18 protein-coding genes are annotated in these 26,112 nt (G+C 70.4%); 8 read left to right on the top strand and 10 right to left on the bottom strand.

Annotation, left to right across the window (positions count from 1 at the left end; genetic code table 11):
• Positions 1–2: 2 nt before the first annotated feature.
• The 3 genes from AB0C16_RS20220 to AB0C16_RS20230 are packed head-to-tail and all read right to left on the bottom strand — an operon-like array spanning position 3 to position 7,260.
• A complete protein-coding gene (locus AB0C16_RS20220) occupies positions 3–2,507 on the bottom strand; it encodes a DNA translocase FtsK (RefSeq protein ID WP_357684988.1) in 2,505 nt (834 codons plus the stop codon).
• A 50-nt stretch (positions 2,508–2,557) separates the two neighbouring features.
• Positions 2,558–3,178: a response regulator gene (locus tag AB0C16_RS20225; protein WP_357684990.1), complete on the bottom strand. Its 621-nt coding sequence runs from the start codon at positions 3,176–3,178 to the stop codon at positions 2,558–2,560.
• Positions 3,175–7,260 carry a HAMP domain-containing protein gene (locus AB0C16_RS20230; RefSeq protein ID WP_357685266.1) on the bottom strand — a complete coding sequence of 1,362 codons (4,086 nt, stop codon included), beginning with the start codon at positions 7,258–7,260 and terminating at the stop codon, positions 3,175–3,177. Before AB0C16_RS20230 ends, AB0C16_RS20225 begins: the two co-directional genes overlap by 4 nt.
• A 574-nt stretch (positions 7,261–7,834) precedes the next feature.
• On the opposite strand from AB0C16_RS20230, the gene AB0C16_RS20235 reads away from it, so the two are divergent.
• Positions 7,835–10,306, top strand: a complete 2,472-nt coding sequence (locus AB0C16_RS20235) for a SpoIIE family protein phosphatase (protein ID WP_357684993.1) — start codon at positions 7,835–7,837, stop codon at positions 10,304–10,306.
• Here AB0C16_RS20235 and AB0C16_RS20240 read toward each other — a convergent pair.
• Positions 10,288–11,238: an aldose epimerase family protein gene (locus tag AB0C16_RS20240; RefSeq protein WP_357684995.1), complete on the bottom strand. Its 951-nt coding sequence runs from the start codon at positions 11,236–11,238 to the stop codon at positions 10,288–10,290. The two genes, AB0C16_RS20235 and AB0C16_RS20240, sit on opposite strands and share 19 nt — an antisense overlap.
• Positions 11,235–12,206, bottom strand: coding sequence for a LacI family DNA-binding transcriptional regulator (locus tag AB0C16_RS20245; RefSeq protein ID WP_357684997.1), 972 nt, complete (start codon positions 12,204–12,206; stop codon positions 11,235–11,237). The genes AB0C16_RS20240 and AB0C16_RS20245 overlap by 4 nt, the downstream gene beginning before the upstream one ends.
• A 214-nt stretch (positions 12,207–12,420) precedes the next feature.
• On the opposite strand from AB0C16_RS20245, the gene AB0C16_RS20250 reads away from it, so the two are divergent.
• The 4 genes from AB0C16_RS20250 to AB0C16_RS20265 are packed head-to-tail and all read left to right on the top strand — an operon-like array spanning position 12,421 to position 17,162.
• The gene (locus AB0C16_RS20250; protein WP_357684999.1) at positions 12,421–13,308 is read left to right on the top strand and encodes an NAD(P)-dependent oxidoreductase; all 888 of its coding nucleotides are present in this window, start codon (positions 12,421–12,423) and stop codon (positions 13,306–13,308) included.
• Complete coding sequence (locus AB0C16_RS20255) at positions 13,305–14,189, top strand: 5-dehydro-4-deoxyglucarate dehydratase (RefSeq protein ID WP_357685001.1); 885 nt, start codon at positions 13,305–13,307, stop codon at positions 14,187–14,189. Before AB0C16_RS20250 ends, AB0C16_RS20255 begins: the two co-directional genes overlap by 4 nt.
• Positions 14,179–15,228: a mandelate racemase/muconate lactonizing enzyme family protein gene (locus AB0C16_RS20260; RefSeq protein ID WP_357685003.1), complete on the top strand. Its 1,050-nt coding sequence runs from the start codon at positions 14,179–14,181 to the stop codon at positions 15,226–15,228. The genes AB0C16_RS20255 and AB0C16_RS20260 overlap by 11 nt, the downstream gene beginning before the upstream one ends.
• Positions 15,229–15,275: 47 nt before the next feature.
• Positions 15,276–17,162 carry a DUF6807 family protein gene (locus tag AB0C16_RS20265; RefSeq protein ID WP_357685268.1) on the top strand — a complete coding sequence of 629 codons (1,887 nt, stop codon included), beginning with the start codon at positions 15,276–15,278 and terminating at the stop codon, positions 17,160–17,162.
• A 118-nt stretch (positions 17,163–17,280) separates the two neighbouring features.
• Here the strand turns inward: AB0C16_RS20265 and AB0C16_RS20270 are convergent, their stop codons facing one another.
• The 5 genes from AB0C16_RS20270 to AB0C16_RS20290 all read right to left on the bottom strand — a co-directional run bounded on the left by AB0C16_RS20270 (position 17,281) and on the right by AB0C16_RS20290 (position 22,851).
• Positions 17,281–18,561, bottom strand: coding sequence for a Gfo/Idh/MocA family oxidoreductase (locus tag AB0C16_RS20270; RefSeq protein ID WP_357685005.1), 1,281 nt, complete (start codon positions 18,559–18,561; stop codon positions 17,281–17,283).
• A gap of 62 nt (positions 18,562–18,623) precedes the next feature.
• On the bottom strand, positions 18,624–19,907 hold the full coding sequence (locus AB0C16_RS20275) for an extracellular solute-binding protein (protein WP_357685007.1): 1,284 nt from the start codon (positions 19,905–19,907) through the stop codon (positions 18,624–18,626).
• A 39-nt stretch (positions 19,908–19,946) separates the two neighbouring features.
• Entirely contained in the window at positions 19,947–20,816 is an 870-nt protein-coding gene (locus tag AB0C16_RS20280) for a carbohydrate ABC transporter permease (protein ID WP_357685009.1), read from the bottom strand.
• Entirely contained in the window at positions 20,800–21,693 is an 894-nt protein-coding gene (locus tag AB0C16_RS20285) for a sugar ABC transporter permease (protein ID WP_357685011.1), read from the bottom strand. Before AB0C16_RS20285 ends, AB0C16_RS20280 begins: the two co-directional genes overlap by 17 nt.
• 363 nt (positions 21,694–22,056) lie before the next feature.
• Positions 22,057–22,851 (bottom strand): NAD(P)-dependent oxidoreductase, encoded by a 795-nt coding sequence (locus tag AB0C16_RS20290; RefSeq protein ID WP_357685013.1) that lies wholly within the window; start codon positions 22,849–22,851, stop codon positions 22,057–22,059.
• A gap of 135 nt (positions 22,852–22,986) precedes the next feature.
• Here AB0C16_RS20290 and AB0C16_RS20295 point away from each other — a divergent pair, with 135 nt between their 5' ends.
• Genes AB0C16_RS20295 through AB0C16_RS20305 form a run of 3 tightly spaced genes read left to right on the top strand, consistent with a single transcriptional unit; the run spans position 22,987 to position 26,112 of the window.
• Positions 22,987–24,294 carry a sugar ABC transporter substrate-binding protein gene (locus tag AB0C16_RS20295; protein WP_357685015.1) on the top strand — a complete coding sequence of 436 codons (1,308 nt, stop codon included), beginning with the start codon at positions 22,987–22,989 and terminating at the stop codon, positions 24,292–24,294.
• A 28-nt stretch (positions 24,295–24,322) separates the two neighbouring features.
• Positions 24,323–25,252 carry a sugar ABC transporter permease gene (locus AB0C16_RS20300; protein WP_357685017.1) on the top strand — a complete coding sequence of 310 codons (930 nt, stop codon included), beginning with the start codon at positions 24,323–24,325 and terminating at the stop codon, positions 25,250–25,252.
• Entirely contained in the window at positions 25,249–26,112 is an 864-nt protein-coding gene (locus AB0C16_RS20305) for a carbohydrate ABC transporter permease (RefSeq protein ID WP_357685019.1), read from the top strand. The genes AB0C16_RS20300 and AB0C16_RS20305 overlap by 4 nt, the downstream gene beginning before the upstream one ends.

Here is a 26,112-nt window from a genome sequence, read left to right on the forward strand (position 1 = left end):
GGTCATTCGCCACGCAAGTCGGCCAGCAGGCCCGGCAGATCATCCGGTTTCACCAGCACTTCGCGGGCCTTCGAGCCCTCGCTCGGGCCGACCACGTTGCGGCTCTCGAGCAGGTCCATCAGCCGGCCCGCCTTGGCGAAGCCGACGCGGAGCTTGCGCTGCAACATCGAGGTCGAGCCGAACTGGGTCGTCACGATCAGCTCGGCGGCCTGGACGACCAGGTCGAGGTCGTCGCCGATGTCCTCGTCGATCTCGCGCTTGACCGGCGCGGCGGCGACGTCGTCGCGGTATTCGGCCTGCATCTGCGTCTTGCAGTGCGCGACGATCTCGGCGATCTCCTTCTCCGAGACGAACGCGTTCTGGATGCGGATGGGCTTGCTGGCCCCCATCGGCAGGAACAACGCGTCGCCCTGCCCGATCAGCTTGTCGGCGCCGGGCTGGTCGAGGATGACCCGCGAGTCGGTGAGTGAGGAGACCGCGAAGGCCAGCCGGGAGGGCACGTTGGCCTTGATCAGGCCGGTGACCACGTCGACGGAGGGCCGCTGCGTCGCGATGACGAGGTGGATGCCGGCGGCGCGGGCCAGCTGCGTGATGCGGACGATGGAGTCCTCGACGTCGCGCGGGGCGACCATCATCAGGTCGGCCAGCTCGTCCACGATGACCAGGAGGTAGGGGTAGGGCTGGTAGACGCGCTCGCTGCCCGGCGGGGGCTGCAGCTTGCCGGCCCGCACGGCCTTGTTGAACTCGTCGACGTGGCGGAACCCACTGGCCGCCAGGTCGTCGTAGCGGCGGTCCATCTCGCCCACCACCCATTCGAGGGCCTCGGCGGCCTTCTTGGGGTTGGTGATGATGGGCGTGATCAAGTGCGGGATGCCCTCGTAGACCGACAGCTCGACCCGCTTGGGGTCGACCAGCACCATCCGCACCTCGTCGGGCGTGGCGCGCATGAGGATCGAGGTGATGAGCCCGTTGACGCAGACCGACTTGCCGGCCCCGGTGGCGCCCGCGATCAGCAGGTGGGGCATCTTGGCGAGGTTGGCCACGATGGTGCGTCCCTCGACGTCCTTGCCAAGGCCGACGATCATCGGATGGTGGTCGGCCTGGGCCACCTGGGCCCGGAGCACGTCGCCGAGCGCGACGAGGTCCTTGTCGGCGTTCGGGATCTCCACCCCGATCGCCGACTTCCCCGGAATGGGCGACAGGATCCTGACATCTGCGGATTTGACGGCGTAAGCGATGTTCTTGGTGAGTGCCGTGACCTTCTCCACCTTGACCGCGGGCCCGAGCTCGATCTCGTAGCGGGTCACGGTCGGCCCGCGGGTGAACCCGATCACCTGCGCGTCGATGGTGAACTGCTCCAGCACGCTGGTCAACGCGTTGACCACGGTGGTGTTGGCCTTGGTCTGCGGCTTGGGCAGGCTGCCCGGCTTGAGCAACTGCAGGTCCGGCAGGCCGTAGGGGCCCGCCTGCGGCGACAGCACGAGCTGCTCGACCTTGCGCGGCGCGGGAGTGGGCTGCGGCGGCTCCGCCTTCCTCGCCGAGGCGGCCGGCTCCTCCTCGTCGGCCAGGCCGGGCACGATCTCCGGCGAGTGGTCGCCGCGCTTGCCCTGGTCGGCGAGCACAGGCGTGTCGTACGGCTTGATCAGGTCGCCGACCTCGGGTGACGCGGGCTTCTTGGGCCTGGCGCGCTTCCTGCCCGGCTGCTGCTCGTCGGCCGGGGCGTGCCGGTCGAACAGCAGGTGACGCAGCTCCGCGAGTCGTTCGGGGATCCGGTGCACCGGCGTGGCCGTGATCACCAGCACCCCGAACCCGGACAGCATCAGCAGCAGCGGGATCGTGATCCAGGACGGCAGGATGCTCATCGGCGGCGCCGAGACGATGAACCCGACGAGGCCGCCCGCCTGCGAGATGCGCTCCATCCCGTCGTTGGCCGTGCCCGCGGGGTAGGGCACGTCGTTGGCCACGTGGATGACGCCGAGCACGCCGACGAGCAGCGCGCTCCAGCCGATCACCATCCGCCCGGTGTCGGCGTTCTGGTCGGGATGGCGGAGGTAGCGCCAGGCCAGCAGGCCGAGCAGCAGCGGCAGGGCCCAGGCCAGCGAGCCGAACACCCCGCGCACGACGGTGTTGACCACGCCGGGCACCGCCCCATCGGACGTGCGCCAGGTCATCGCCGCGACCACGATCGCGCCCGCGAGGACCGCCAGGCCCACCCCGTCGCGCCGGTGGACGGGGTCGAGCTCGCGGGCGTTCTTGCCGAGCGCCCGCGCCGTGCTGCCGATGCCGTTGGCGAGCAGCATCCACAGGCCGACGATCAGCTTGCCGATCATCGTGAAGACCCAGCTGATCGGGTCCTGGTGGGTCATGGGCGGTTTGCGAGCCGACGCGGCCCCCTTCGCCCTCGATCGCCCCGACGACGTGGATCCCCGCTTCGCGGGGGTCGATCGAGGCGAGGTCGACCGCTTCGCCGGCCCCTTCGCTGTGCTTTTCGGCGGACGGGTGGCCATGATGCCAAAGGTACGTCGGAGACACCGCCCAACGCACTCAGGCTCGCCGATCAGAGACGAACCGTGTCGAACGCGGCCCGCATGGCCGCCACGTCGTCGGCCAGACCCTTGACCGTGGCACCCAGCCCCTCGTCGCCGGAGCACGTCGCGGCCAGGCCGTCGAGCCGGGACTCGACGGCCGACAGCCGGTCGGCGAATTCGGCCAGCGTCCGCGAGTTGCGCGACAGCACCGTGTCGTTCTGCACCAGGTCGCACAGCAGCGCGGCCTGCTCCTGGAGGACGGCGTTCTTGCGGGACAACTCGATGAAGACGGCGACCTTGGAGCGCAGCACCCACGGGTCGAACGGCTTGGTGATGTAGTCGACCGCCCCCACGGCGTAGCCGCGAAAGGCCGCGCCGCTGCCCGTGTCGGTGCCGGTGAGGAAGATGATGGGCACGTCGCGCGTCTGGTCGAGCCGCTTGATGTGGGCCGCGGTCTCGAATCCGTCCATGCCCGGCATCAGCACGTCGAGCAGCACCACCGCGAAGTCGTTACGCAGCATCAGCTTCATGGCCTCCTGCCCCGACCTGGCCTTGAACAGCGGTTGCTGCAGCGGGCGCAGCACGGCGTCGAGCGCGATCAGGCTCTCCTCCTTGTCGTCGACGAGCAGGATCTTGACCTGCCGGTTCATTCGGCCGCCTTCCTCTCCCCCGCGAGCCATCCGCACATCACATCCAGCAGATGATCCAGGTCGACCGGTTTGGGCACGTAGTCGGAGGCTCCGCAGGAGATCGTCTTCTCCCGGTCGCCCGGCATCGCCTTGGCCGTCAGCGCGATGATCGGCAGCTCGGCGAACCTCGGCATCGACCGCACGGCGACCAGCGTCTCGTAGCCGTCCATCTCGGGCATCATCACGTCCATCAGCACCAGCGCGATCTTCTCCTCGCGTTCGAGCGCCTCGATGCCCTCCCTGCCGTTCTCCGCGTAGATCACCTCCATGCCGAGGCGGCCGAGCACGTGGGTCAGGGCGTAGACGTTGCGGATGTCGTCGTCGACGATGAGCACCCGCTTGCCCGCGAACTCCTCTCCGAGGGGGCCGTCGCGCATCTCGGTGAGCCTGGTCGCCGAGTGCCAGAGGTCGTCGGTGTCGGCACTCGGCCACACGGCCTGCTGCTGGACGGCGCGGCTCTCGATCGACTTGCGAGCCGGGTCGGCCCGCCACCCGCCGCCGTGCGCGGCCTCGTGCTCCGCCTGCTCGGCCGTGACGGTCGAGGTGAGGCACCTGGCGGGCACGTACAGCGTGAAGGTGCTGCCCTTGCCGGGCTCGCTGCTGGCGTGGATCTCGCCGCCGAGCAGCCTGGCGATCTCGTTGCTGATCGACAGGCCGAGGCCCGTCCCGCCGTACTTGCGGCTGGTGGTGCCGTCGGCCTGCTGGAACGCGCCGAAGATGGCGGGCAGCTTGTCGGGGGCGATGCCGATGCCGGTGTCGCGCACCGCGAACGCCACCACCTCGGCGGCGTCGCGGAGCACCGGGCTGTCGAGGTCGCGGGCGATGGAGACCTCCAGCCTGACCTCGCCGGCGGAGGTGAACTTGACCGCGTTGGACAGCAGGTTGCGCAGGATCTGCTGGAGCCGCCGCTCGTCGTTGAACAGCTCGCGCGGCACGCCGGGGCCGACCGCGATCTCGAAGGTGAGGCCCCGGTCGACGGTCAGCGGCCGGAACGTGGCGTCGACGTAGTCGAGGAGCTTGCTCAGCGGCAGCTCCTCCGGCCGCACGTCCATCCGGCCCGCCTCGATCTTCGACAGGTCGAGGATGTCGTTGATCAGCTGGAGCAGGTCGCTGCCCGCGTTGTGGATGGTGGTCGCGAACTCGACCTCCTGCGCCGACAGGTTGTCCTCGGGGTTGTCGGCGAGCAGCCGGGCCAGGATGAGCAGGCTGTTGAGCGGCGTGCGCAGCTCGTGGGACATGTTGGCGAGGAACTCGGACTTGTAGCGGGAGGAGGTGGCCAGCAGGTGCGCCTTCTCCTCCAACGCCGCGTTGGACCTGCGCAGCTCGGCCTGCTGGCGCTGCAGCTCGTCGGAGCGGCCCTGGAGCTGCTGGGCCAGCCGCTGCGACTCCGACAGCAGCGACTCGGTGCGGGCGTTGGCGATGATCGTGTTGATGGCCACGCCGATGGTGACCACGAACTGGTCGAAGAAGGCCAGGTGGACCTCGCTGAACCGGCTGAACGAGGCGAGCTCGATCACCCCGAGCACGTTGTCCTCGAACAGGATCGGCAGCACGACCACGCTGGCGGGAGCCGCCTCGCCGAGGCCGGTGTGCACCTTGATGTAGTCGGAGGGGACGTCGCTGAGCAGGATGCGCTTCTTCTCCAGCGCCGCCTGCCTGATCAGGCCGGGACCCGGTGTGCCCGGGTCGGGCAGCACGTCCCTGTCGTGGGCGGCGCCGTAGCCGGCGATGAAGGCCAGCTCGCCGTCGAGCGACTGGGGGTCGGCCAGGAAGAACGCGCCGAACTGGGCGCTGACCAGCGGGGTGAGCTCCCGCAGGATGAGGTCGGCGACCTCGACCAGGTCGCGGTGGCCCTGCATGAGGCCGGCGATGCGGGCCAGGTTGCTCTCCAGCCAGTCCTTGGCCCGGGTGGTCTCGCGCAGGTTGGCCACCATCAGGTTGACGTTGTTCTTCAGCTCGGCGACCTCGCCCTTGGCCTCGAGGCTGATGGCGCGGCTCAGGTCGCCCTGGGCGACGGCGCTGGCCACCTCGGCGATGGCGCGCACCTGGGTGGTGAGGTTGCCGGCCAGCTCGTTGACGTTCTTGGTGAGGCGCTCCCAGGTGCCGTAGACGCCCTCGACCTCGGCCTGCCCGCCGAGCCTGCCCTCGGAGCCGACCTCGCGCGCCACCCGGGTCACCTCGGAGGAGAACGAGGACAGGGTGTCGACCATCGTGTTGATGGTGGTCTTGAGCTCGAGGATCTCGCCCCGCGCGTCGACGTCGATCTTCTTCGACAGGTCGCCGTTGGCCACGGCGGTGGCGACCTGGGCGATGTTGCGCACCTGGCTGGTCAGGTTGGAGGCCATGAAGTTGACGTTGTCGGTGAGGTCCTTCCACACCCCGCTCACCCCGCGCACCTGCGCCTGACCGCCGAGGCTGCCTTCGGTGCCGACCTCGCGGGCCACCCGGGTCACCTCGCCGGAGAAGGCGGACAGCTGGTCGACGGTGGTGTTGATGGTGGTCTTGAGCTCGAGGATCTCGCCCCGCGCGTCGACGTCGATCTTCTTCGACAGGTCGCCGTTGGCCACGGCGGTGGCGACCACCGCGATGCTGCGCACCTGGCTGGTCAGGTTGGAGGCCATGAAGTTGACGTTGTCGGTGAGGTCCTTCCACACCCCGCTCACCCCGCGCACCTGCGCCTGACCGCCCAGCCGCCCCTCGGTGCCCACCTCACGCGCCACCCGGGTCACCTCGCCGGCGAACGCCGACAGCTGGTCGACCATCGTGTTGATGGTGTCCTTCAGCTGAAGAATCTCGCCCCGCGCGTCGACCGTGATCTTCTTCGACAGATCACCGTCGGCCACGGCCGTCGTGACCTGCGCGATGTTGCGCACCTGACTGGTGAGGTTGTCGGCCATGAAGTTGACGTTGTCGGTGAGGTCCTTCCAGGTGCCCGAGACGCCCTTGACCTCGGCCCGGCCGCCCAGTTGCCCCTCGGTGCCCACCTCGCGCGCCACCCGGGTCACCTCGTCGGCGAACGCCGACAGCTGGTCGACCATCGTGTTGATGGTGTTGGTCAGCTCCAGGATCTCGCCCTTGACCTCGACCGTGATCTTGCGGCTGAGGTCGCCCTTGGCGACCGCGGTGGCCACCTGGGCGATGCTGCGCACCTGGGTGGTGAGGTTGTCGGCCATGAAGTTGACGTTGTCGGTGAGGTCCTTCCACACCCCGCTCACCCCGCGCACCTGCGCCTGACCGCCGAGGCGGCCCTCGCTGCCGACCTCGCGGGCCACCCGGGTGACCTCCGCGGCGAAGGCCGACAGCTGGTCGACCATCGTGTTGACGGTGTCCTTGAGCTGGAGGATCTCGCCCTTCACGTCCACGCTGATCTTGCGGCTGAGGTCGCCCTGGGCGACCGCGGTGGCCACCTGGGCGATGTCGCGCACCTGGGTGGTGAGGTTGGAGGCCATGAAGTTGACGTTGTCGGTGAGGTCCTTCCAGACGCCCCGGACACCGCGCACCTGCGCCTGACCGCCCAGCCGCCCCTCGGTGCCCACCTCGCGCGCCACCCGCGTGACCTCGTCGGCGAACGCCGACAGCTGGCCCACCATGGTGTTGATGGTGTCCTTCAGCTGGAGGATCTCGCCCCGCGCGTCGACCGTGATCTTCTTCGACAGGTCGCCGTTGGCCACCGCCGTCGTGACCTGCGCGATCGAGCGCACCTGGGTGGTCAGGTTGGAGGCCATGAAGTTGACGTTGTCGGTGAGGTCCTTCCAGGTGCCGAGGACGCCCTTGACCTCGGCCCGGCCGCCCAGCTGCCCCTCGGTGCCCACCTCGCGCGCCACCCGGGTCACCTCGCTGGCGAACGCCGACAGCTGGTCGACCATCGTGTTGACGGTCAGCTTGAGCTCCAGCAGCTCGCCGGTGGCCTCGACCGTCACCTGCCGGGTGAGGTCGCCCCTGGCCACGGCCGTGGTCACCACCGCGATGTCGCGCACCTGCGCGGTGAGCCGGGCGGCCATGGCGTTGACCGCCTCGGTCACGTCACGCCAGCTGCCCGACATGCCCTGCACCTTGGCCCGGCCGCCGAGCCGCCCCTCGGTGCCCACCTCGCGGGCGACCCGGGTCACCTCGCCGGAGAAGAGCGCGAGCTGGTCGACCATGCGGTTGACCGCCTTGCCCATCAGGCGCAGGCCGCCGCGCAGCGGCCGGTTGTCCTCCAGCAGGTCGACCCGCTGCGACAGGTCGCCGTCGGCGACGGCGTTGAGCACGCGGGTGGCCTTGGCGGCCGGGATCACCAGCGCGTCGATCAGTGAGTTGACGGCCGTCACGTTGACCCCCCAGCTGCCCGCGCCGGGGCTCGGGGTGAGCCGCTCGTCGAGGTGGCCCTGCCTGGCCACCTCGACGGAAGGGATCTGGCGGCACGTCGAGCCGGGCCCGGAAGTTGCCGTCACGCAGCCGCTGAAGGGCCACGAGCAGCGGTCTGAGGTCCGCCTGCCGCAGGATCTGGGAGGCGAGAGGGGGTTCCAACTGCGCGACCACGGCTGCCTTCTTCGCAACTGGAGGCATGAACGGCCCACAGTCTGCCACCCTGAGAGTGACCGAACTGCCACATCGAGTGATGTTCTAGGACGCATAGTGGACACGACCCGCGTGTCGAGCACGGCCTTCGACGGCACCCCGCATGCCCCCGCGGCCGCCCGGCGCTTCGTCCGCCAGGTGCTCGGCGAGTGGCGCCTGGGCCATCTGGCCGAGGACGCCGTGCTGCTGACCAGCGAACTCGTCACCAACGCGGTGGTGCACGCGGGCACCGGCATCGAGCTGACCTGCCGCCTGGACGCGCGCGCCGCGCCGCCGAGGCTGGAGATCGAGGTCGACGACCACCACCCGACGCGGATCATCCCGGAGGCCGAGCCGCTGCCGGACGACGCCATGGCCACCTCCGGGCGCGGTCTCGCGCTGGCCGGCCTGCTCGCCGACGCGTGGGGCGTCACCTACTCCGGCACCGCCAAGCGCGTGTGGGTGCGCATGGAGTTCTCCGACGGGCCGGGCGCTCACGAGGTCGCGATGGGCACCCCGGCCGCGGCGCCCGCGGAGGTCGCCGCGCCCGTCGAGACCCTGCACGTCGGGGTCATCGTGGCCGATGTCGACGGGCGGGTGCTCTCCTGGAATCCGGAGGCGGAGGCGCTGCTCGGCTGGCCGGCCGAGCGGGCCGCGGGCATGCGGCTGGTGGAGCTGGTCGCCTGGCGCGGGCACGGCCCCTACTCGCTGTCGCTCTCCGACACGCTGAACCTCGGCCGCTGGCGCGGCGAGTCGCGGATGCGTCACCTCGACGGCCGGTTGATCCCGGTCTACATCTCCCACCTGCGGACGGACGGCCGTGCCAGGGACCGGCGGGCGATCTGGATGGTGGTGGCCAACGACCACAGGTACGTCCTGGCCGCCCCGGCGGCGCCGCCCAGGCGGGAGTCCGGCAGGCGCATCAAGGACCTGCTCGACCGCGACCGTCCGCTGGCCGAGGTGCTCGACACCATCGCCCAGATCGTCCACACGTCCAGCGGCGGCGACGCCTCGTACGTGCTGCTGCGGGGCGAGAGCGGCAACCGGTTCGGCGTCGCGGCCGGCGCGGGCGCGACGGCCGGGCTGGTCGGGGTGGTGGCGGCCGGCGTGTTCGGGGTGGACCGCAAGGTGCCCGTGGTCGTCGACGACCTGCTCGCCGGCGACGTGGCCCTGGCCGAGCAGCTGCGGGCCAGGTCGCTGGTGTGCGCGCCGCTGCGCGTGGCGGGCGAGGTGATCGGCTACCTGGTGGCGGCGGCCGCCGGGCCCGGCCGGTTCGACCAGGAGCTCACGGTCAGCCTGCAGCACATCGCCGACCAGGTGGCCGTGACCGTGCAGCGGGAGCGGGCGGCCGAGCAGGACCGCGCCCACCGGGGCCGGCTCTCGTTCCTGGCGGAGGCGGGCGAGCTGCTGGCGGGCGTGCACGACGAGGAGCTCATCGCGGCGCTTACGGCCCAGTTGGTCGTGCCCAAGATCGCCACCTGGGCGGCGGTCTACCTGACCGACCTGGCCGGCATGACCAGGCTCGCGCACGTGTGGCACACCGAGGAGCGGCACAACTCCGCACTGCGCACGTCGCTGCCGTCCGTCCCACGCGGGGCTCTGGGCGAGATCAGCTGGCCGGTCGGCGCGGAGAGCGTGCTGTCGTTCCCGCTGCTCACCCAGGGCAGGTCGCACGGCGCCCTGGTCATCGGACGGGTCGAGCCGACCCTCCCGCTGGAGCTGGCCGACCTGCTGGCCGACCTGTGCCGGCTGGTGGCGCTCAACCTGCACACGGCCATGCTCTACACCCGGCAGGCGACCACGTCACGGGTGCTGCAGCGGAGCCTGCTGCCGATGGGCGTGGCCACCATGCCGGGCCTGGAATCGGCGGTCGTCTACGAGCCCGCCGAGGAGGGCGCCGACGTGGGCGGCGACTTCTACGACCTGTTCACGGTGGCCGACCACTGGTGCTTCGCGCTGGGCGACGTGTGCGGCAGCGGTCCGGAGGCGGCGGCGATCACCGGCCTGGCCCGCCATGCCGTACGCCTGCTCGCCAAGGAGCACTACACGGTGGCCGACATCCTGCACCGGCTCAACCAGACGCTGCTGGAGGACGACGAGGAGGGGCGCTTCCTCAGCCTGCTCTGCGGCGAGCTCACCCCGCTGCCGCAGGGCGGCGCGCTGTGCACGATCGCCTCAGCGGGTCACCCGCCGCCCCTGCTGCTGCGCGCCGACGGCGAGGTGCGGGCCGTGGCCAGCCCGCAGCTGCTGCTCGGGATCGAGCACGAGGCCAGGTTCTTCGTGGAGACGTTCGAGCTGGCGCCCGGGGAGGTGCTGCTCTGCGTGACCGACGGGGTGACCGAGCGGCGCGACGGCGACCGGCTGCTCGACGACGGCGACGGGCTGGCCAGGCTGCTCTCGGGATGCACGGGGCTGAGCGCGCACGCCGTCGCGGAGAGGGTGCGGCAGGCGGTCGACTCGTTCGGTTCGGAGCCGGTGCACGACGACGTGGCCCTGCTGGTGCTCAGGGCCACGGCGACGCTGCGCAACGGTCAGGCCGTGAAGCGGTAGGTGGTGCTGGAGGTGAAGACCTCGCCCGGCCTCAGCACGGTCGAGGGAAACTCCGGGTGGTTGGGCGAGTCGGGGAAGTGCTGGGTCTCCAGGCAGAACGCGGCGTGCGGGCCGTAGGGCGTGGCGGTGGGGTCGAGCATGCCGCCCGCGTAGAACTGCACGCCCGGCTCGGTGGTGGTGACCTCCATGGTGCGGCCGCTCTCGGGCTCGACCACCGTGATGCCTCCGCGGGCTCCGTCGAGCACGAAACAGTGGTCGTAGGCGCCGTCGTGCCTTTCGCCGATGGCGTACGGCGAGGTGAAGTCGAACGGCGTGCCCTTGACCGGCGCGATCTCCCCCGTGGGGATCTTGACGGCGTCGACCGGCAGGTAGTGCTCGGCGTCGATCGTCACCCGGTGGCCGAGCACGTCGCCGCGGCCGGCCAGGTTGAAGTAGGAGTGGTTGGTCAGGTTGAGCACGGTCGGCGCGTCGGTCTCGGCGGTGTAGTCGAGGCGGATCGCGTCGCCGTCGAGCGTGTAGGTGACCGAGGCGCGCAACGTGCCCGGATAGCCCTGGTCGCCGTCGGGGCTGGTCAGGGTGAGGGTGATGGACGAGCCGGTGACGTCGGCCACGGTCCACACCTTGCTGTCGAAGCCGTGGACGCCGCCGTGCAGGCTGTTGGGGCCGTCGTTGACCGGCAGCCGGTATTCGGCGCCGTCGAGGGTGAAACGGCCGCCGGCGATGCGGTTGCCGTATCTGCCGACGATGGCGCCGAAGTAGCGGCTGCGGGTCAGGTAGTCGTCGAGCGTGCCGAGCCCGAGGACCACGTCGACGCCCGACACCTCCAGCGACTGGAGGACGGCGCCGTAGCTGAGCACGGCGGCCCGCAGCGGTCCGGAGGACAGCTCGAAGCGCTCCACGCGCTCCCCCGAGGGCATGGTTCCGAACGTCATGAGTGTGCCTCTCCCGTGGATTCGCGGACGATCAGCGCGGTCTCCAGCATCGTTACCCCCGTGGCCACCTCGGAATCGACCGACTGGAGGAGCATGTCGACGGCGATGCGCCCGGCCGTGGCGGTCGGCATGGCGATGGTGGTCAGCTTCGGCCGGCCCAGCCGCCCGGCGACGATGTCGTCGACGCCGATCACGCTGATGTCGCCGGGCACGTCGACGCCGCGCTCGGCGAGCCCTTCGATCAGGCCGATGGCGACCAGGTCGTTGTAGGCGAGCACGCCGGTCGCGCCGGAGGCGATCACCTCGGCGGCGGCGGCCCGGCCACCCTGCTCGGTCGGCGGGTTGGGGCCGAGGAAGGCGACGTCGACCTCGCTCATCGCGGCGGCCGCCTCCTGCATCTCCTTGCTGGTCCACGATCCGCTGGGCCCGGTGACCAGGGCGAGCCGGCGGTGCCCGAGCCCGGTGAGGTGCTCGACGGCGAGCCGCGCCCCGCGGCCCACGTCCATGAGGACCGTGGCCATCCCTTTGACCCGGCGGTTGACCAGGACGAAGGGCACCTCCTGGCGCAGCCGTTCGATGGTCCGGTTGGTCAGGCGGGGGCTGCACAGCAGCACGCCGTCGACCTGCTTGGTGAGGGTCTGGATCAGCTCTTCCTCGACCTTGGGGTCTTCGTCGGTGTCGGCCACGAACACGTGGTAGTCGCGTAGCCTGGCCTGGGCCTGGGCGGCCTTGATGAGCGGCGGGAAGAACGGGTTGGCGATGTCGGCCACGATGAGGCCGAGGTTGTGGGTGCGGCCGGTGGTCAGCGCCCTGGCCGCCCGGTTGGGCCGATAGCCCAGGTCGTCGGCGACGGCGAGGACCCTGACCCGGGTCTCGGGGTTGACCAGGTGGGGCGCGGAGAACGCGCGTGACACCGTGGAGACGTGCACTCCGGATGCCCGGGCCACGTCGCGAATCGTCACCGCCACGCTGGGCCTCCTCCGACCATGATATGTACTTTAGTGCAAGCGTTTGTATCGCTGTCAATCCACGATCGACATGCCCTACCTCGCATCCTATCCCTCTTGCGACCGTACGTCTCGCCGCGGTGGCGGACACGCGGCTTGACGTTTTCGAAGCCGAACCTCAATACTTTTTGCAACCGGTTGCTGCATGGAGATTCCTGGAGTGGTGAAAGATCCGATGACACGAACACTGGTGACCGGCAGCGCCGGCCGACTCGGGCGCAGCGTGGTCGCCACCCTGGCGCAGGCCGGCCACGAGGTCGTCGGCGTCGACGTCACCCCCGGGACCCCAGCCGAGGCGGCCGTCGCGCTGCCGGCCGACCTGACCGACCCGGGCGAGGCCCACGACGTCATGGCGCGGTTCCGGCCCGACGTCGTCGTGCACCTGGCGGCGATCGCGACCCCGTTCAGCCGGACCGACGCCCTGACTTTCCGCACCAACACGCAGCTCGCCTTCAACGTGTGCGCGGCGGCGAGCAACCTCGGGGTCGGCAGGGTCGTGGTGGCCAGCAGCCCGACCGTCATCGGCTACGGCGCGCCCGGCGGCTGGCGCCCTCACTACCTGCCGATCGACGAGGAGCACCCCACCGAGCCGTGGAACGCCTACAGCCTGTCGAAGCTCACGGCCGAGCAGACGATGGCGACGTTCGCCCGGAGCTCGGACACCAGGTTCGCGGCGGTGCGGCCGTGCTTCGTGGTGGCCCCGGAGGAGTGGGCGGGCGCCCCGACCCAGTCCGGCCACACGATCGCCGAGCGGCTCGGCCGGCCCGGCCTCGCCGGGGCGTCGCTGTTCAACTACATCGACGCCAGGGACGCCTCCGAGCTGATCGCCGTACTGGCCGAGCGGCTCTTCGAGCTGCCCGGCGGCGAGGTGTTCTTCGCCGGCGCGGCGGACGCGCTGGCCCGGGAGCCGCTGTCGGAACTGCTCCCCGCGGTCAATCCGGCGACCGCCGCGACCGCCGCCGGGCTGACCGGCACCTCCCCCGCCTTCACCTCGGCCAAAGCCGAGCGGATGCTCGGCTGGACCGCCAAGCGCAGCTGGCGCAGCGAACTGGAGATCGGATGAACCTCAGCGGAATCCTCTTCTTCCCCATCACCCCCTTCGACACGGACGGCGAACTGGCCGAGAAGGTGCTGGCCGAACACATCGGCCGAGGGCTCGAGCACGGCCCCGGCGGCGTGTTCGCGGCCTGCGGCACCGGTGAGTTCGCCGCCCTGTCGGAGTCCGAGCACGCGACCGCGGTGCGGGTGGCGGTCGAGACCGCGCGGGGGCGGGTGCCGGTGTTCGCGGGCGCGGGCGGGCCGCTCGGCGCCGCCCTCCAGCAGGCCAGAGCCGCCCGCGCGGCCGGAGCCGACGGGCTGCTGCTCATGCCGCCGTACCTCTCGATGGGCACCGAGGAGGGGTTCGCCGCCTACGTGCGCGCGGTCGCCGAGATCCTGCCGCTGATCGTCTACCAGCGCGGGGCCGTGGTGCTCTCGCCCGAGCGGGTGGTGGAGCTGGCCCGGATCCCGGGCGTGATCGGCCTGAAGGACGGCCTGGGCGACATCGACCTGATCCAGCGCACGGTGCTGGCCGTGCGCCGGGAGGTCGGCGACGGCTTCAGGTTCTTCAACGGGCTGCCGACGGCCGAGCTCACGATGGGGGCCTACCGCGGCATCGGGGTGGAGCTCTACTCCTCCGCGGTCTTCGCCTTCGCGCCGGAGATCGCCACCGCCTTCCGCGCCGGCGCGGCCCACCTGCTCACCGAGTTCTACGAGCCCCTGGTACGGCTGCGCTCGAAGGTCCCCGGCTACGCGGTGTCCCTGGTCAAGGCCGGGGTGCGGCTGGGCGGCCTGGACACCGGCCCGGTGCGCCCGCCGCTGGTGGATCCCGCGCCCGAGCACGTGGCCGAGCTGGAGGCACTAATCGCGCACGGACGGTCGCTGGCGGGCGCCCATGATTCGTGATCTCACGGTACGGGCCCGCACGGCCGCGCTGCCCCGTCCGTGGGGGCCCGACGTGCCCGCCAACCACGTCCTGGTCGTCGAGGTGACGCTCGACGACGGCCGCACGGGCACCGGGTTCTCCTGGACGCCGCAGATCGGGGCGCGGGCCGTACGGGCACTGCTGGAGCACGAGATCCGGCAGGCCGTCATCGGCCTCGACCCGCATCCCGAGGTGGTGTGGGACCGGCTCTGGCGGCACCTGCGCGAGGCCGGGCCCGGCGGCGTCACCACGATCGCGCTGGCCGGGCTGGACCTCGCGCTGTGGGATCTGCGCTGCGGCGAACGCGGCCTGGTCGAGGTGCTGGGCAGGCGCAGGGACAGCGTGCCGGTGTACGGCAGCGGGGTGAACCTGCACTACTCGCTGGAGGAGCTGGTCGCGCAGGCCGGGCGGTGGAAGGCGGCCGGCTACCCGGCGGTCAAGATCAAGGTCGGCCGGCCTGACCTGGGCGAGGACGTCGACCGGGTGGCGGCGGTCCGCGAGGTGATCGGGCCGCGGACGCTGCTGATGATCGACGCCAACCAGCGCTGGGACCTGCACCGCGCCCGCCGCGCCGCCCACGCGCTGGCCCCCTTCGACCCGCACTGGCTGGAGGAGCCGCTGCCCGCCGACGACGTCGCCGCGCACGTCGAGCTGCGCCGGTCGGTGGACGTGCCCATCGCGGTCGGCGAGAACGTCTACACCGTCTACGGCTTCCGCGACCTGCTGGCGGCGGGCGCCTGCGACGTGGTGCAGCCCAACGTGGTCAGGGTGGGCGGGATCACCCCGTTCCTGCGCATCGCCGAGCTGGCGCGGGCCTACGACGTGCCGGTGTATCCGCACCTGCTGCCCGATCTGTCCGGGCAGCTCGCGCTGGCGCTGCCGCTGCCGTGCCTGGCCGAGGAGGTCGAGGACGCCTCCTTCGCGGCCCTGGGCCTGCTGGCCGAGCCGTACCCCGTCCAGATCCGCGGCGCGGAGCTGCGGGCCGGAGCGCACCGGGGCCTCGGGCTCCGCTGGAAGTGACGAGCGGTGACGAGACGAGCGGTGATGAGAGGGGACGAACGGTGACGATGCGCGTCGTGCTGGCCGGAGCCCACGGCTACGGCTCCCACTACCTGGACCGGCTGCGGCGGCTCGCCCCCGAGGTCGAGCTCGCAGGGATCTGCGACGTGCGGCCGGTGGATCCCGAGGCGCTGGCCGGGCTCGGCGCGCCGGAGATCTCGGCCGACCTGCCCGGCCTGGTCGAGCGGACCGGCGCGCGGATCGCGATCCTGGCCACCCCGATCCCGACGCACGCCGACCTCGCGCTGGCCGCGCTCGAAGCGGGCGCGCACGTGCTGGTGGAGAAGCCGACGGCGGCCACGCTGGCCGACTTCGACCGGATGGAACGGGCCGCCGCCAAGGCCGGCCTCGCCTGCCAGGTGGGGTTCCAGAGCCTCGGCTCGGCGGCCGTCCCCGCGGTGCGCGAGCTGATCGCGAGCGGCGCGATCGGCCGGGTCACGGGCATCGGGGTGGCGGGCTCGTGGCCGCGGCCCGCCTCCTACTTCACCCGGAGCGCCTGGTCGGGCCGGCGCCGCCTGGACGGCGCCGACGTCGTGGACGGCGCGCTCACCAACCCGTTCGCGCACGCGCTGGCCACCGCGCTGGCCGTGGCGGGGGCCGAGGAGCGGGACGCGGTCGCGTCGGTGGAGGCCGAGCTGTTCCACGCCAACGCCATCGAGGCCGACGACACGTCGTCCGTCCGGGTCGTGACGGCCGGCGGCCTGCCGATCGTGGCCGCCGTGACCCTCTGCGCGGCCACCCGGGACGAGCCGTACGTGCTCGTCCACGGTGAGCGGGGGCGGATCAGGCTCACGTACACGGTGGACGAGGTCCAGGTGGACGACGGCCCGGTGCTCCGCTACGAGCGGGCCGACCTGCTGGAGAACCTGGTCGAGCACGTCCGCTCGGGCGCCGGCCTGATCGTGCCGATCCAGCGGACCGGCGGGTTCATGCGGGTCATGGAGGCCATCAGGCTCGCGCCCGACCCGCTGCCGATCTCCGTGGACCATCAGGACCGCTCCGGCGACGGCCCGGTGCTGCCCGGCATCGCGGGCGTGGTCGGCGCCTGCGCCGAGCGGCTGGCGCTCTTCTCCGAGCTCGGGGTGGGCTGGGCCGTGCCGCTCACCGTCTCGGGTGAGGTCGTCGCGGAGTACGTCACACGCCCGGAGCTGCCGCTCACCGCCTCGCCCCGGCCCTACCTGCACCCGGTGCGGACCCTCGGCGGCGTCGTGGTGACCGAGGTGCGGCCGGAGGACCATCCGCATCACCTCGGCGCCGGCGTGGCCGTGACCGACGTGGGCGGCCGCAACTTCTGGGGCGGCCGCACCTACGTCCGCGACCAGGGACCCACCTGGCTGGACGATCACGGGGTGCAGCGTCACGTGTCGTTCGACGGGCGCGACTCCACGGGGTTCGCCGAGACGCTGCTGTGGGAGCGGCCGGGCGAGGAGCCCCTCCTGCGCGAGGAGCGGTCCGTGCGGGCCACGCCGCTGTCGCGGGGATGGGCGCTGCGGTTCTCCTTCACGCTGCGCAACCTCACCGGCGGGCCGCTGACCGTCCGGAGCTCGGCCACCAAGGGCCGGAAGGGCGCGGGGTACGGCGGTTTCTTCTGGCGCGCGCCCATCGCCTCGCGCGGGCCGCGCGTGTTCACCGCCACGGCCGAGGGCGAGGAACACGTCCACGGCTCCCGCGCGCCCTGGCTGGCGCTGTCGTCCGAGGACTGGACGCTGGTCTTCGCCCAGACCTCGGACGACCCGTGGTTCGTCAGGGTCGCGGAGTACCCGGGGGTCGGCACCGCGCTGGCCTGGGACACGCCGCTGGAGTTCGGGGCCGAGCTGGCCCGCGGCGTCACCGTGGCCGTGGCCGACGGCCGCCTGGCCCCCGGGGAGGCCGCCGCCCTGGCCGCCGAACTCTGACCCCGCCATCGTCCGGCTCAACGACCGACCGGTGCGCGACCGGTTGGACGGCGCGTCCGACCGTCGAGCCGGTGTGCCGACCCGTTGGACGGCGGGTCCGTCGGATCGGCGGCACGGCTCACGTGTCGGCCAGCCGGGTGCCGGCGGCGGTGAGGCGGACGGGCCGGCCGGTGGCGGCGGAGCGGTTGGCGGCCACGCCGACGAGGACGCTCCGGATGCCGTCGCGGTAACCGGCCGGCCGGCCGAGAGGGTCGTCACCGGGCCCCCGGAAGACGTCGTCGAGCAGGAGCCGGTCGCCGCCCCCGTGGCCGCCGGCACCCTGTTCGATCGGCACCTCCTCCGGCACGTGCCAGTGCCGGTGCAGGGTGAGCCGCTCCCAGGAGCCGGTCGCGTGCTCCTTGCTCGCGGCGCTCGGGTCGACGGCGGCGTGCGGCGGGGTCCAGGGCCGCTCGCACACCTCCAGCTCGACGCGCCCCCGCGTGCCGTTGAAGGCGACCCGGTAGCCCTCGGACGGCGCGTGCGCGGTGAGCGAGTAGGTGAGCATGGCCCGGTTCGCGTAGCGGACGAGGACCGACATGGTGTCGTCGATGGTCACGCCGGGGCCGAAGACGTCCTGGTCGCGGATGTAGCCGTCCTCGTGCTCGGCGTCCAGGTAGAGCCGCTTCAGCCGGTCGTCGGCGGAGATGTCCAGGATGAAGGGATCCGTATCGAGACCCGGGGCGCCGTGGCCGCGCGCCGGACGCGGCCCCCGGGGCAGCGCCTGACCGTAGAAGCGCAGCTCGGTCTGCGCGAAGACCAGCTCGGGCGCCGCGCCGAGCCACCAGTTGACCAGGTCGAAGTGGTGGGTGGACTTGTGCACCAGCAGCCCGCCCGAGTTGGCGCGGTCGCGGTGCCAGCGGCGGAAGTAGTCGGCGCCGTGGATGGTGTCGAGCGTCCACTCGAAGTGGACGGAGGTGATGTCACCGATCGCGCCCTCGCCGAGCAGCCGCTTCACCGCCGAGTTGCGCGGCGAGTAACGGTAGTTGAACGTCACGACCAGCCTGCCCGTGGAGCGCTCGGCCGCCTCGGCGATGGCCGCGCAGCTCTCCGCGTCGACGGTCAGCGGCTTCTCCACGATGACGTCGAGCCCCGCGTCCAGGGCCGCGCACACGTAGCGGGCGTGGGTGGCGTCGACCGTGCAGACCACGACGGTGTCGGCCGTCTCCAGCAGCTTGCCGTACTCCTGCGGGCCGAAGCACGGCACCGGGCGGCCGACGCGTTCGACGTAGTAGTCCATGCGGGTCTGGTTGGTGTCGCAGAAGGCGACGATCGTCCCGGCGTCCCGCCAGTCGCCCAGCAGCGCGTCGATGTACATCTGGGCGCGATGGCCGAGGCCGACGAAGGCGTACCTGGTGCTCAACTGCTCTCCCCGAGTCCGGGATGGCGGCCGGGGGCCGTGCGGGGCCCCCGGCCGTGCTGACGTCAGCCCGCGATGGCGGCGTTCGCCTCCGACAGGAACTTCTGGGCGGCCTGGTCCGGTGTCGCCTTGCCGAAGAGGAGTTCCTCCGTGTTGCGCTTCAGGATGTCCTCCATCTGGAGCGCGCCCTTCGGCGGGGCGATGATCGGGCTCAGCTCGCTCTTGACCTCCTCGATGAAGGTCAGCGTCTTCTGGTCGACGGGCGGCAGCTTGTCCTTCACCGCGGCGAGCACCTTGGCGTTGGTCGGCAGGCCGCGGTCGCTCAGCAGGATACCGGCCGCGTCGGGGTCGTTGACCAGGAAGTCGATCAGCTTGGCGGCCTCCGCCGAGTGCTCGGTCTTGGCCGAGGCGGTGTAGAACATGGCCGGCTGCAGGAACATCCCGCTGCTGCTCGCGCCCTCCGCCTTGGGCATCCGCAGCAGGGTGAGCTCCTGGCCCGACGACTTGGACAGGGCGTTGAGCTGGTTGCTCCACCACATGCCCATCGCGCCGGCGTTGGTGCCGAGCAGCGACTGCTCCGGTCCGGTCGCGCCGATCTCGGCGCTCTTGGCGGCGTCGGGCGAGCCCTTGGTCTCGATGAGCCGCTGGTGGATGGACCACCAGGCCTTCACCGTCTCGGCCGAGACGCCCATCTTGGTGCCGTCGTACATCTTCTCGCCGCGCTGGGCCGCGAAGATCTGCAGCCAGGCCGGGTTGGGGTTGTACTCGGCGCCGGTCACGCCTCCCGCGCCCGAGATGTCCTTCGCCAGGCCGATCCACTGGTCCCAGGTCCAGGAGGCGTCGTCGGGCAGCTTCTGCTTCGCCTTCTCCAGCACCGAGGGGTTGGCCACCATGGAGAACGCGTTGACGCCCGTGGGGATGGCGTACTGCTTGCCCTCGATCTGCCCGCTGGTGAGGACCTGCTGGTCGAGGTCGGCGGAGGGCACCTTGCCGGACAGGTCGGCCAGGGCGCCGCGGCCCGCGTACTCGCTCAGGCCGCGGATCTCGATGCTCATGACGTCGGGGGCGTCGTTCGCGGCGACCTTGGTGGCGAGCTTCTCGTAGTAGCTGTCCCAGTTGGAGAAGTCGCCCTCGACGTCGATCGCCGGGTTCTTCTCCTCGAACTTCTGGATCACCTGCTCGGTGAGCTTCTGCCGGGCGTCGCTGCCCCAGTAGGCGAACGTGATCTGTACCTTGTCACCGCCTGCGGCCTCGCCGCCGCTGTCGCCGCCGCAGGCGCCGGCCCCGGTCATCAGCGCAGCCGAGACGACGACGGCCGTCCACATCTTCTTGCGAGAGCTTGAATTCAAAGCTCTACCTCCTCTTGGAGAGTTGGGGGGTGCGGAGGGCTACTTGAGACCGGTGGTCGCCACGCCACGGATCAGGTACTTCTGACCGGCCAGGAAGAACCCGAAGATCGGACCGAGCGAGACGATGGACATCGCGAACATCGGCCCCCAGGACGACTCCCCGCTCGAGTCCAGGAACTGGCGCAGGGCGACGGCCACCGTGAGGTTGTCGCTGTTGGTCAGGTAGAGGTTCTGGCTGAAGAAGTCGTTCCACGTCCAGATGAAGGTGAAGATGCCGGTCGTCGCGAGCGCCGGCGTGCACAGCGGGATGATGACCTGGAGGAAGATCCGCCAGTAGCCGGCGCCGTCGATGGCGGCGGCCTCGTCCAGCTCCCTCGGCAGGGTGCGGATGAACTGCACCATCAGGAAGATGAAGAACGCGTCCGTGGCCAGGAACTTGGGCACGATCAGCGGCCAGATCGTGTTGATCCAGTCGAGTTCGGCGAAGACGATGTACTGCGGCACGACGGTCACGTGGTACGGCAGCATGATCGAGCCGAGCATGATCGCGAACCAGAGCTTCTTCAGCGGGAAGTCCAGCCGGGCGAACGCGTAGGCGGCCAGCGAGCAGGCGACCAGGTTGGCCACCACGCACAGGCCGGTGATGACGGCGGAGTTCCAGAGGTAGTAGCCGAAGGTGTGCTTGAGCGCGGTCCAGCCCTCGCCGTAGTTGTCCAGCGTGACCTCACGCGGCCACAGGCCCGGCTCCCGGAAGATGAGCTCCTCCGGCTTCAGCGAGCTGGACACCATCCAGAACAACGGGTAGAGCATGACCAGGCCGAAGCCGATCAGCAGCAGGTGCTTGAGCAGCCGCCCGCCCCGCGGTAACGGGCGGAACAGGAACGGGGCCGCGTTACTTCGTGTCGCCATAGAAGACCCAATACTTCGACGCGATGAAGTTCACGCCGGTCAGACCGGCGATGATGAGCAGGAGGACCCAGGCCATGGCGGCCGCGTAGCCCATCTCGTAGCTCTTGAAGCCCTTCAGGTAGAGATAGAGCGTGTAGAAGAGCGTGGAGTCGACCGGTCCCCCGGTGCCGCTGCTGACGATGAACGACTGGGTGAACGACTGGAACGACTTGATCACTTCGAGTACGAGATTGAAGAAGATGATCGGCGTGAGCAGGGGCATGGTGATCGACCGAAACTGGCGGAGCTTGCTGGCCCCGTCGACCGCCGCGGCCTCGTAGTAGCTCTGCGGGATCTGCCGCAGCCCGGCCAGGAAGATCACCATGGGCGCCCCGAACGTCCACACGTGCAGGATGATCAGCGTGCCGAGCGCGGTGTCGGGGTCGGAGACCCAGCCGGTGCCCTCGAGGCCGAACAATCCCAGCACCGCGTTGACCAGGCCCTCGGTGCCGAAGATCTTGCGCCACAGGATGGCGATGGCGACGCTGCCGCCGAGCAGTGAGGGCAGGTAGTAGACCGAGCGGTAGAACGGCAGCCCACGCAGCCCCCGGTCCAGCGCCAGTGCCAGGGCCAGGGCGAAGGCCAGTTGCAGCGGCACCGACACGACCACGTAGATCGTGGTGACCTTCAGCGAGGTGAGAAACCGGGTGTCCTGCGTGAACATCTGGGAGTAGTTGTCCAGCCCGACCCACTTCGCCTCCTCCAGCAGGCTGTAGTCGGTGAACGACAGGTACAGCGAGGCCAGGATCGGGCCGACGGTGATCACGAACAGGCCGAGGAACCAGGGCGCGAGGAAGACGTAGGCGGTGCGCGCCTCGTGCCTCTTGTGAGCGTTCACCTGTCTGGCGCGGCGCCGCTTTCCGGGCGGTTGCGCGGGCGGCGGCGCGGCCACGGGCACACGTTCCGGCGTTACGGAAACTGAGTCGGACATGGATACATACATCCCTCATTCCAGGGCCTGCCCGGCACGGCGGGATCGGATAGCGCCTTCCTATAGGGGACGCGAAAGTTTCGTCAACCCTTTGCAGACGTTACAAACCCGTTATCGATATATCGTTAACCGTGAACTCCCTGGTCAAAGCCTCACGCTGGCTTAGGGAGTTCGGTTAACGTTTTCGCCCTGGCTGGAATCTCCTACAACCGGTTGCACAATGGGAGCGCGGCCACCGGCGAGGGATGAACCTCGCCGGACAGGCCGGTCCTACCAGGTGCCGCCCAACTCGTTGAGCGTGAACACGCCACCCGCGCGGTCATGCAGGGGTTCGCCCGGATCGGGTTCCCCGTGCTCGGCGAGCAGCGGGCCGGCGTGCACCTCGGAGTCGTCCCGCGAGACGTACCCGATGGCCCGCGCCTCCTCCAGCGACCACCAGCGGCGCGTGTTGTCCGAGACGCCCCACACGACGTGGTGGCCGGGCGCCGTCAGCGCCGCCTCCAGCAGGCGGGCCAGGTCGCCGGGCGAGATCCAGGTGGCCAGGCCGCGCGTGTCGGCCGGAGCCTCGTTGCAGGTGCCGAGCCGGATCACGGTCACGTTCATGCCGAACCGGTCGTGGTAGAGGCTGCCCAGCGCCTCCATCACCACCTTGCTCACGCCGTAGAAGGTGTCGGGCCGCGGGAAGGCGTAGTCGGGCAGGTCTCCGCCAGAGGCGGGCCGGGTCTGGAAGCCGGCCGCGTGGTGGCTGCCCATCATCACCACCTGCCGCACACCCTCGCGCCGGGCCGCCTCCAGCAGCACGTGGGTGCCGTCCATGTTGGCCCGGACGATGTCGGCCCACGGGCGCTCCCGGCTCTGGCCGCCCAGATGGATCACCGCGTCCACGTCCTTCATCGCCTCGGTCATGGCGGCCTCGTCGGTGAGGTCGGCCGTCACCACCTCCTCCCCGGGCCCGGCCTCCAGCGGCAGCAGGTCGGACAGGCGGATCGTGCGGCCCTCACGGGCGAGGAGGGGACGCAGCAGGGTCCCGACCTTTCCGGCGGCGCCGGTCATCAGAATGCGCATGGTCCTTGTGTACACAAATCTGATTCAAATTCACATCCTTGAATATTGACCGTGATATAGGCCGCTCGTTACGTTCGCATGAACAAGCTCCACATCCGCGATACATGTTCAAGTATGTGAACGGGAGGCGGTCTGATGTCACGCCATCTGCTCGGGGTCGCGATCGCGACGACCCTGGCCGTAATGCTGACCGGCTGCGGCTCCGGGGGATCGGGTTCGGACGAGGCACTGGAGATCTGGATCAGGCAGGCGCCCGACTCCGACTCCGCCAAGACAGCCGTCAAGCTGGCCGACGCCTTCACCAAGGCCAGCGGCATCACCACCAAGGTCGTCGCCCTCTTCGACGACTTCGAGACCAAGCTCCAGCAGCAGGCGGCGCAGAAGAAGCTTCCCGACATCGTCATCAACGACACCGCGCAACTGGGCAACATGCACACGCAGGGCTGGCTGCGCGAGGTCGACAAGGCCTCACTGTCCGGCGGCGACCAGGTGGCGGAGCTGGCCTGGAAGGCGGCCCAGGGCGGCGACGGGAAATACTACGCCGCGCCGTTCTCCGCACAGGCCTTCGCGCTCATCGTCCGCAAGGACTGGCGGGAGAAGGTCGGCCTGGACGAGCCGAAGACCTGGGACGACCTGTCCAAGCTGGCACAGGCGTTCACCGACGAGGACCCCGACGGCAACGGCCAGAAGGACACCTCCGGCTTCGTCATCCCCGCCGGCACCAAGCGCGGCTACGCCTCCTGGTACGCCTCCTCCCTGATCTACGCCAACGGCGGCGACTTCATCAAGGCCGCGGGCGGCGGCAAGTTCACCTCCACGGTCAACGACCCCAAGACCGTGGAGGCCGTCCAGTACCTGCAGAACCACTTCTGCACGAGCAAGACGGTCAACCCCGGCGCGGTCAGCAACGACACGACCGTCACGCACGAGGTGTTCGAGAAGGGCCAGGGCGGCATCTACCTGGTCGGCCCCTACGTGCTCGCCAGGTTCGTCAAGAGCATCGGCACCGACAAGATCGAGGTCATCCCGGTGCCCCAGGGCCCGTCCGGCGGCCCCGGCACCCTCGGCGAGGGCGAGAACGTCTACCTGATGGCGGGCTCCGGCAACGAGGCCGGACAGAAGAGGTTCGCCGAGTTCGCCGTGTCGCCCGAGGGCCAGCGGATCGGCATGAACAAGGACGCCAACGGCGCCATCGTCCGACTGCCGGTCAACAACCAGGTCGACCTGGCCGCCGAGCGGCAGGATCCGCGCTGGAAGGTCTTCCAGGACGCCTACGCCGACGCGGTCTACGCGCCGCCGGTGCCCAACTGGGCGCCGATCCGCCAGGACTCCGCCGACGCCATCAACGCCGTCTGGGCCGACTGCTCCGCCGACGTCAAGGCGAAGATGGACGCCCTGAACACCACGCTGACCCAGGAACTGCAGTCACAGAAGGCCTCCTGACGATCATGCGACCGACGAGAGAGAGCGGATGACTCCGACGCTCACGCGGGCGCGGACCCCCTCGGTCGTCCCCCGCCGCCCCTCGGACAGGGTGCGGCGGCGGGGGACGCTGATCGCCTGGGCGTTCCTGTCTCCCGCCCTGCTGCTGTTCCTCTACTTCAAGTTCATCCCCATGTTCGAGGGCCTGCGGATGAGCCTCTTCGAGGTACGGCCCTACCTCGGCGACCGGTTCGTGGGCGCCGACAACTACCTCACGATCATGACCGACGACGCCTTCACCTCGGCGATCTGGCACAGCCTCGTGCTGGCGCTCGGCACCACGGCCGGCTCGCTGGTGCTCGGGCTGCTGTTCGCGCTGCTCATCGAGGGACCGGCCCGCTACCTGTGGTTCGTCAGGACGGCGGCCTTCCTGCCGGTGGTGACCACGATGGCGGCCGTGGCCGAGGTGTGGCGGATCATGTACCACCCGGGCGACACGGGCCTGCTCAACAGCATCCTCGGCTGGGCGGGCGTGGCCCCGCAGCCCTTCCTGGCCAGCGAGGACTCCTCACTGCTGTCGATCATGGGCATGAGCGTCTGGCGCGGCACTCCGTACGACATGATGATCTTCCTGGCCGGGCTGGTCGGCGTGGACCGCACACTGTACGAGGCCGCGGCGGTGGACGGGGCCTCGACCTGGCGCCGGCTGCGGCACATCACGCTGCCCGCGCTGCGCCCGGTGTTCTGGATCCTGTTCACCCTCGCCGCGATCCGCGGGCTGCGGGTCTTCGTCGAGGTCTACGTGCTCACGAACGGCGGGCCCAACGGCTCGTCCGAGGTGCTGATGACGCTGATCTACAAGCTCGGGTTCCAGAAGAGCGAGCTGGGCATCGCGGCGGCCGGCGGGATCGTGCTCTTCGCGGCGACCCTGCTGCTCACCGTGCTGGTCCAGGTCATGCGCAGGAGGCAGGCCGCATGATGAGATTCGACAGCGCGCTCGGCCTGGAGTCCCGGCGCGGGCCGGTCGCGACCACCGCGAAAATCCTGGTCTACGCCGCGATGGTGGTCGTCTTCACCGGCCCGCTGGTCGGGCTGCTGGTCAGCGCGTTCAACAAGACGCTCGACCCGACCGGCTTCTCGCTCTGGCCGGACGCGTTCACGCTCGACAACTTCGTCCAGGCCGCCGACAAGAACGTCTACCGCTACCTGCTCAACTCGTTCGTGGTGGTCGGGTTCGGGCTGCTGCTGCAGATGATCGTGAGCGTCTTCGCCGCCTACTCGCTGGCGCGCAAGAGGTTCAGGGGCAGGTCGATCGTGATGCTGATCATGCTGACCACGATGATGCTGCCCGAGGAGATCATCGCCATCCCGCTGTCGCTGGTGCTGGCCGACCTGCCGGTGCTGCGCCTCGACCTCATCGGCACGTACGCGGGCATGATCCTGCCGGTGGGCGCCTGGGGGTTCTCCATCCTCGTCATGACCGAGTTCATGAAGGAGGTGCCGGTCGAGCTGGAAGAGGCCGCCCGCATCGACGGGGCGGGCGAGCTGCGGACGTTCTTCACGATCATCCTGCCGCTGTGCCGTCCGGCGCTCGGCGTGATCGGCGTCTTCGGCTTCACGATGATCTGGGACCAGTATCTGCTGCCCCTGATCGTGGCGCCCGAGTCGAGCATGTGGACCCTGCCCATCGCCCTGCGCTCGCTCCGCTCGGACGAGGAGGTCGGGATCGGCGTGCTGCTCGCGGCCTCGCTGCTGGCGCTGCTCCCGTCGATCATCGCGTTCCTGGCCTTCCAGCGGCAGTTCATGCACGGCCTGACCAGCGGCGCGATCAAGGGATAG

Source organism: Nonomuraea sp. NPDC048916 (assembly GCF_040649575.1).
In the GTDB taxonomy this organism is placed as follows: Bacteria; Actinomycetota; Actinomycetes; order Streptosporangiales; family Streptosporangiaceae; genus Nonomuraea.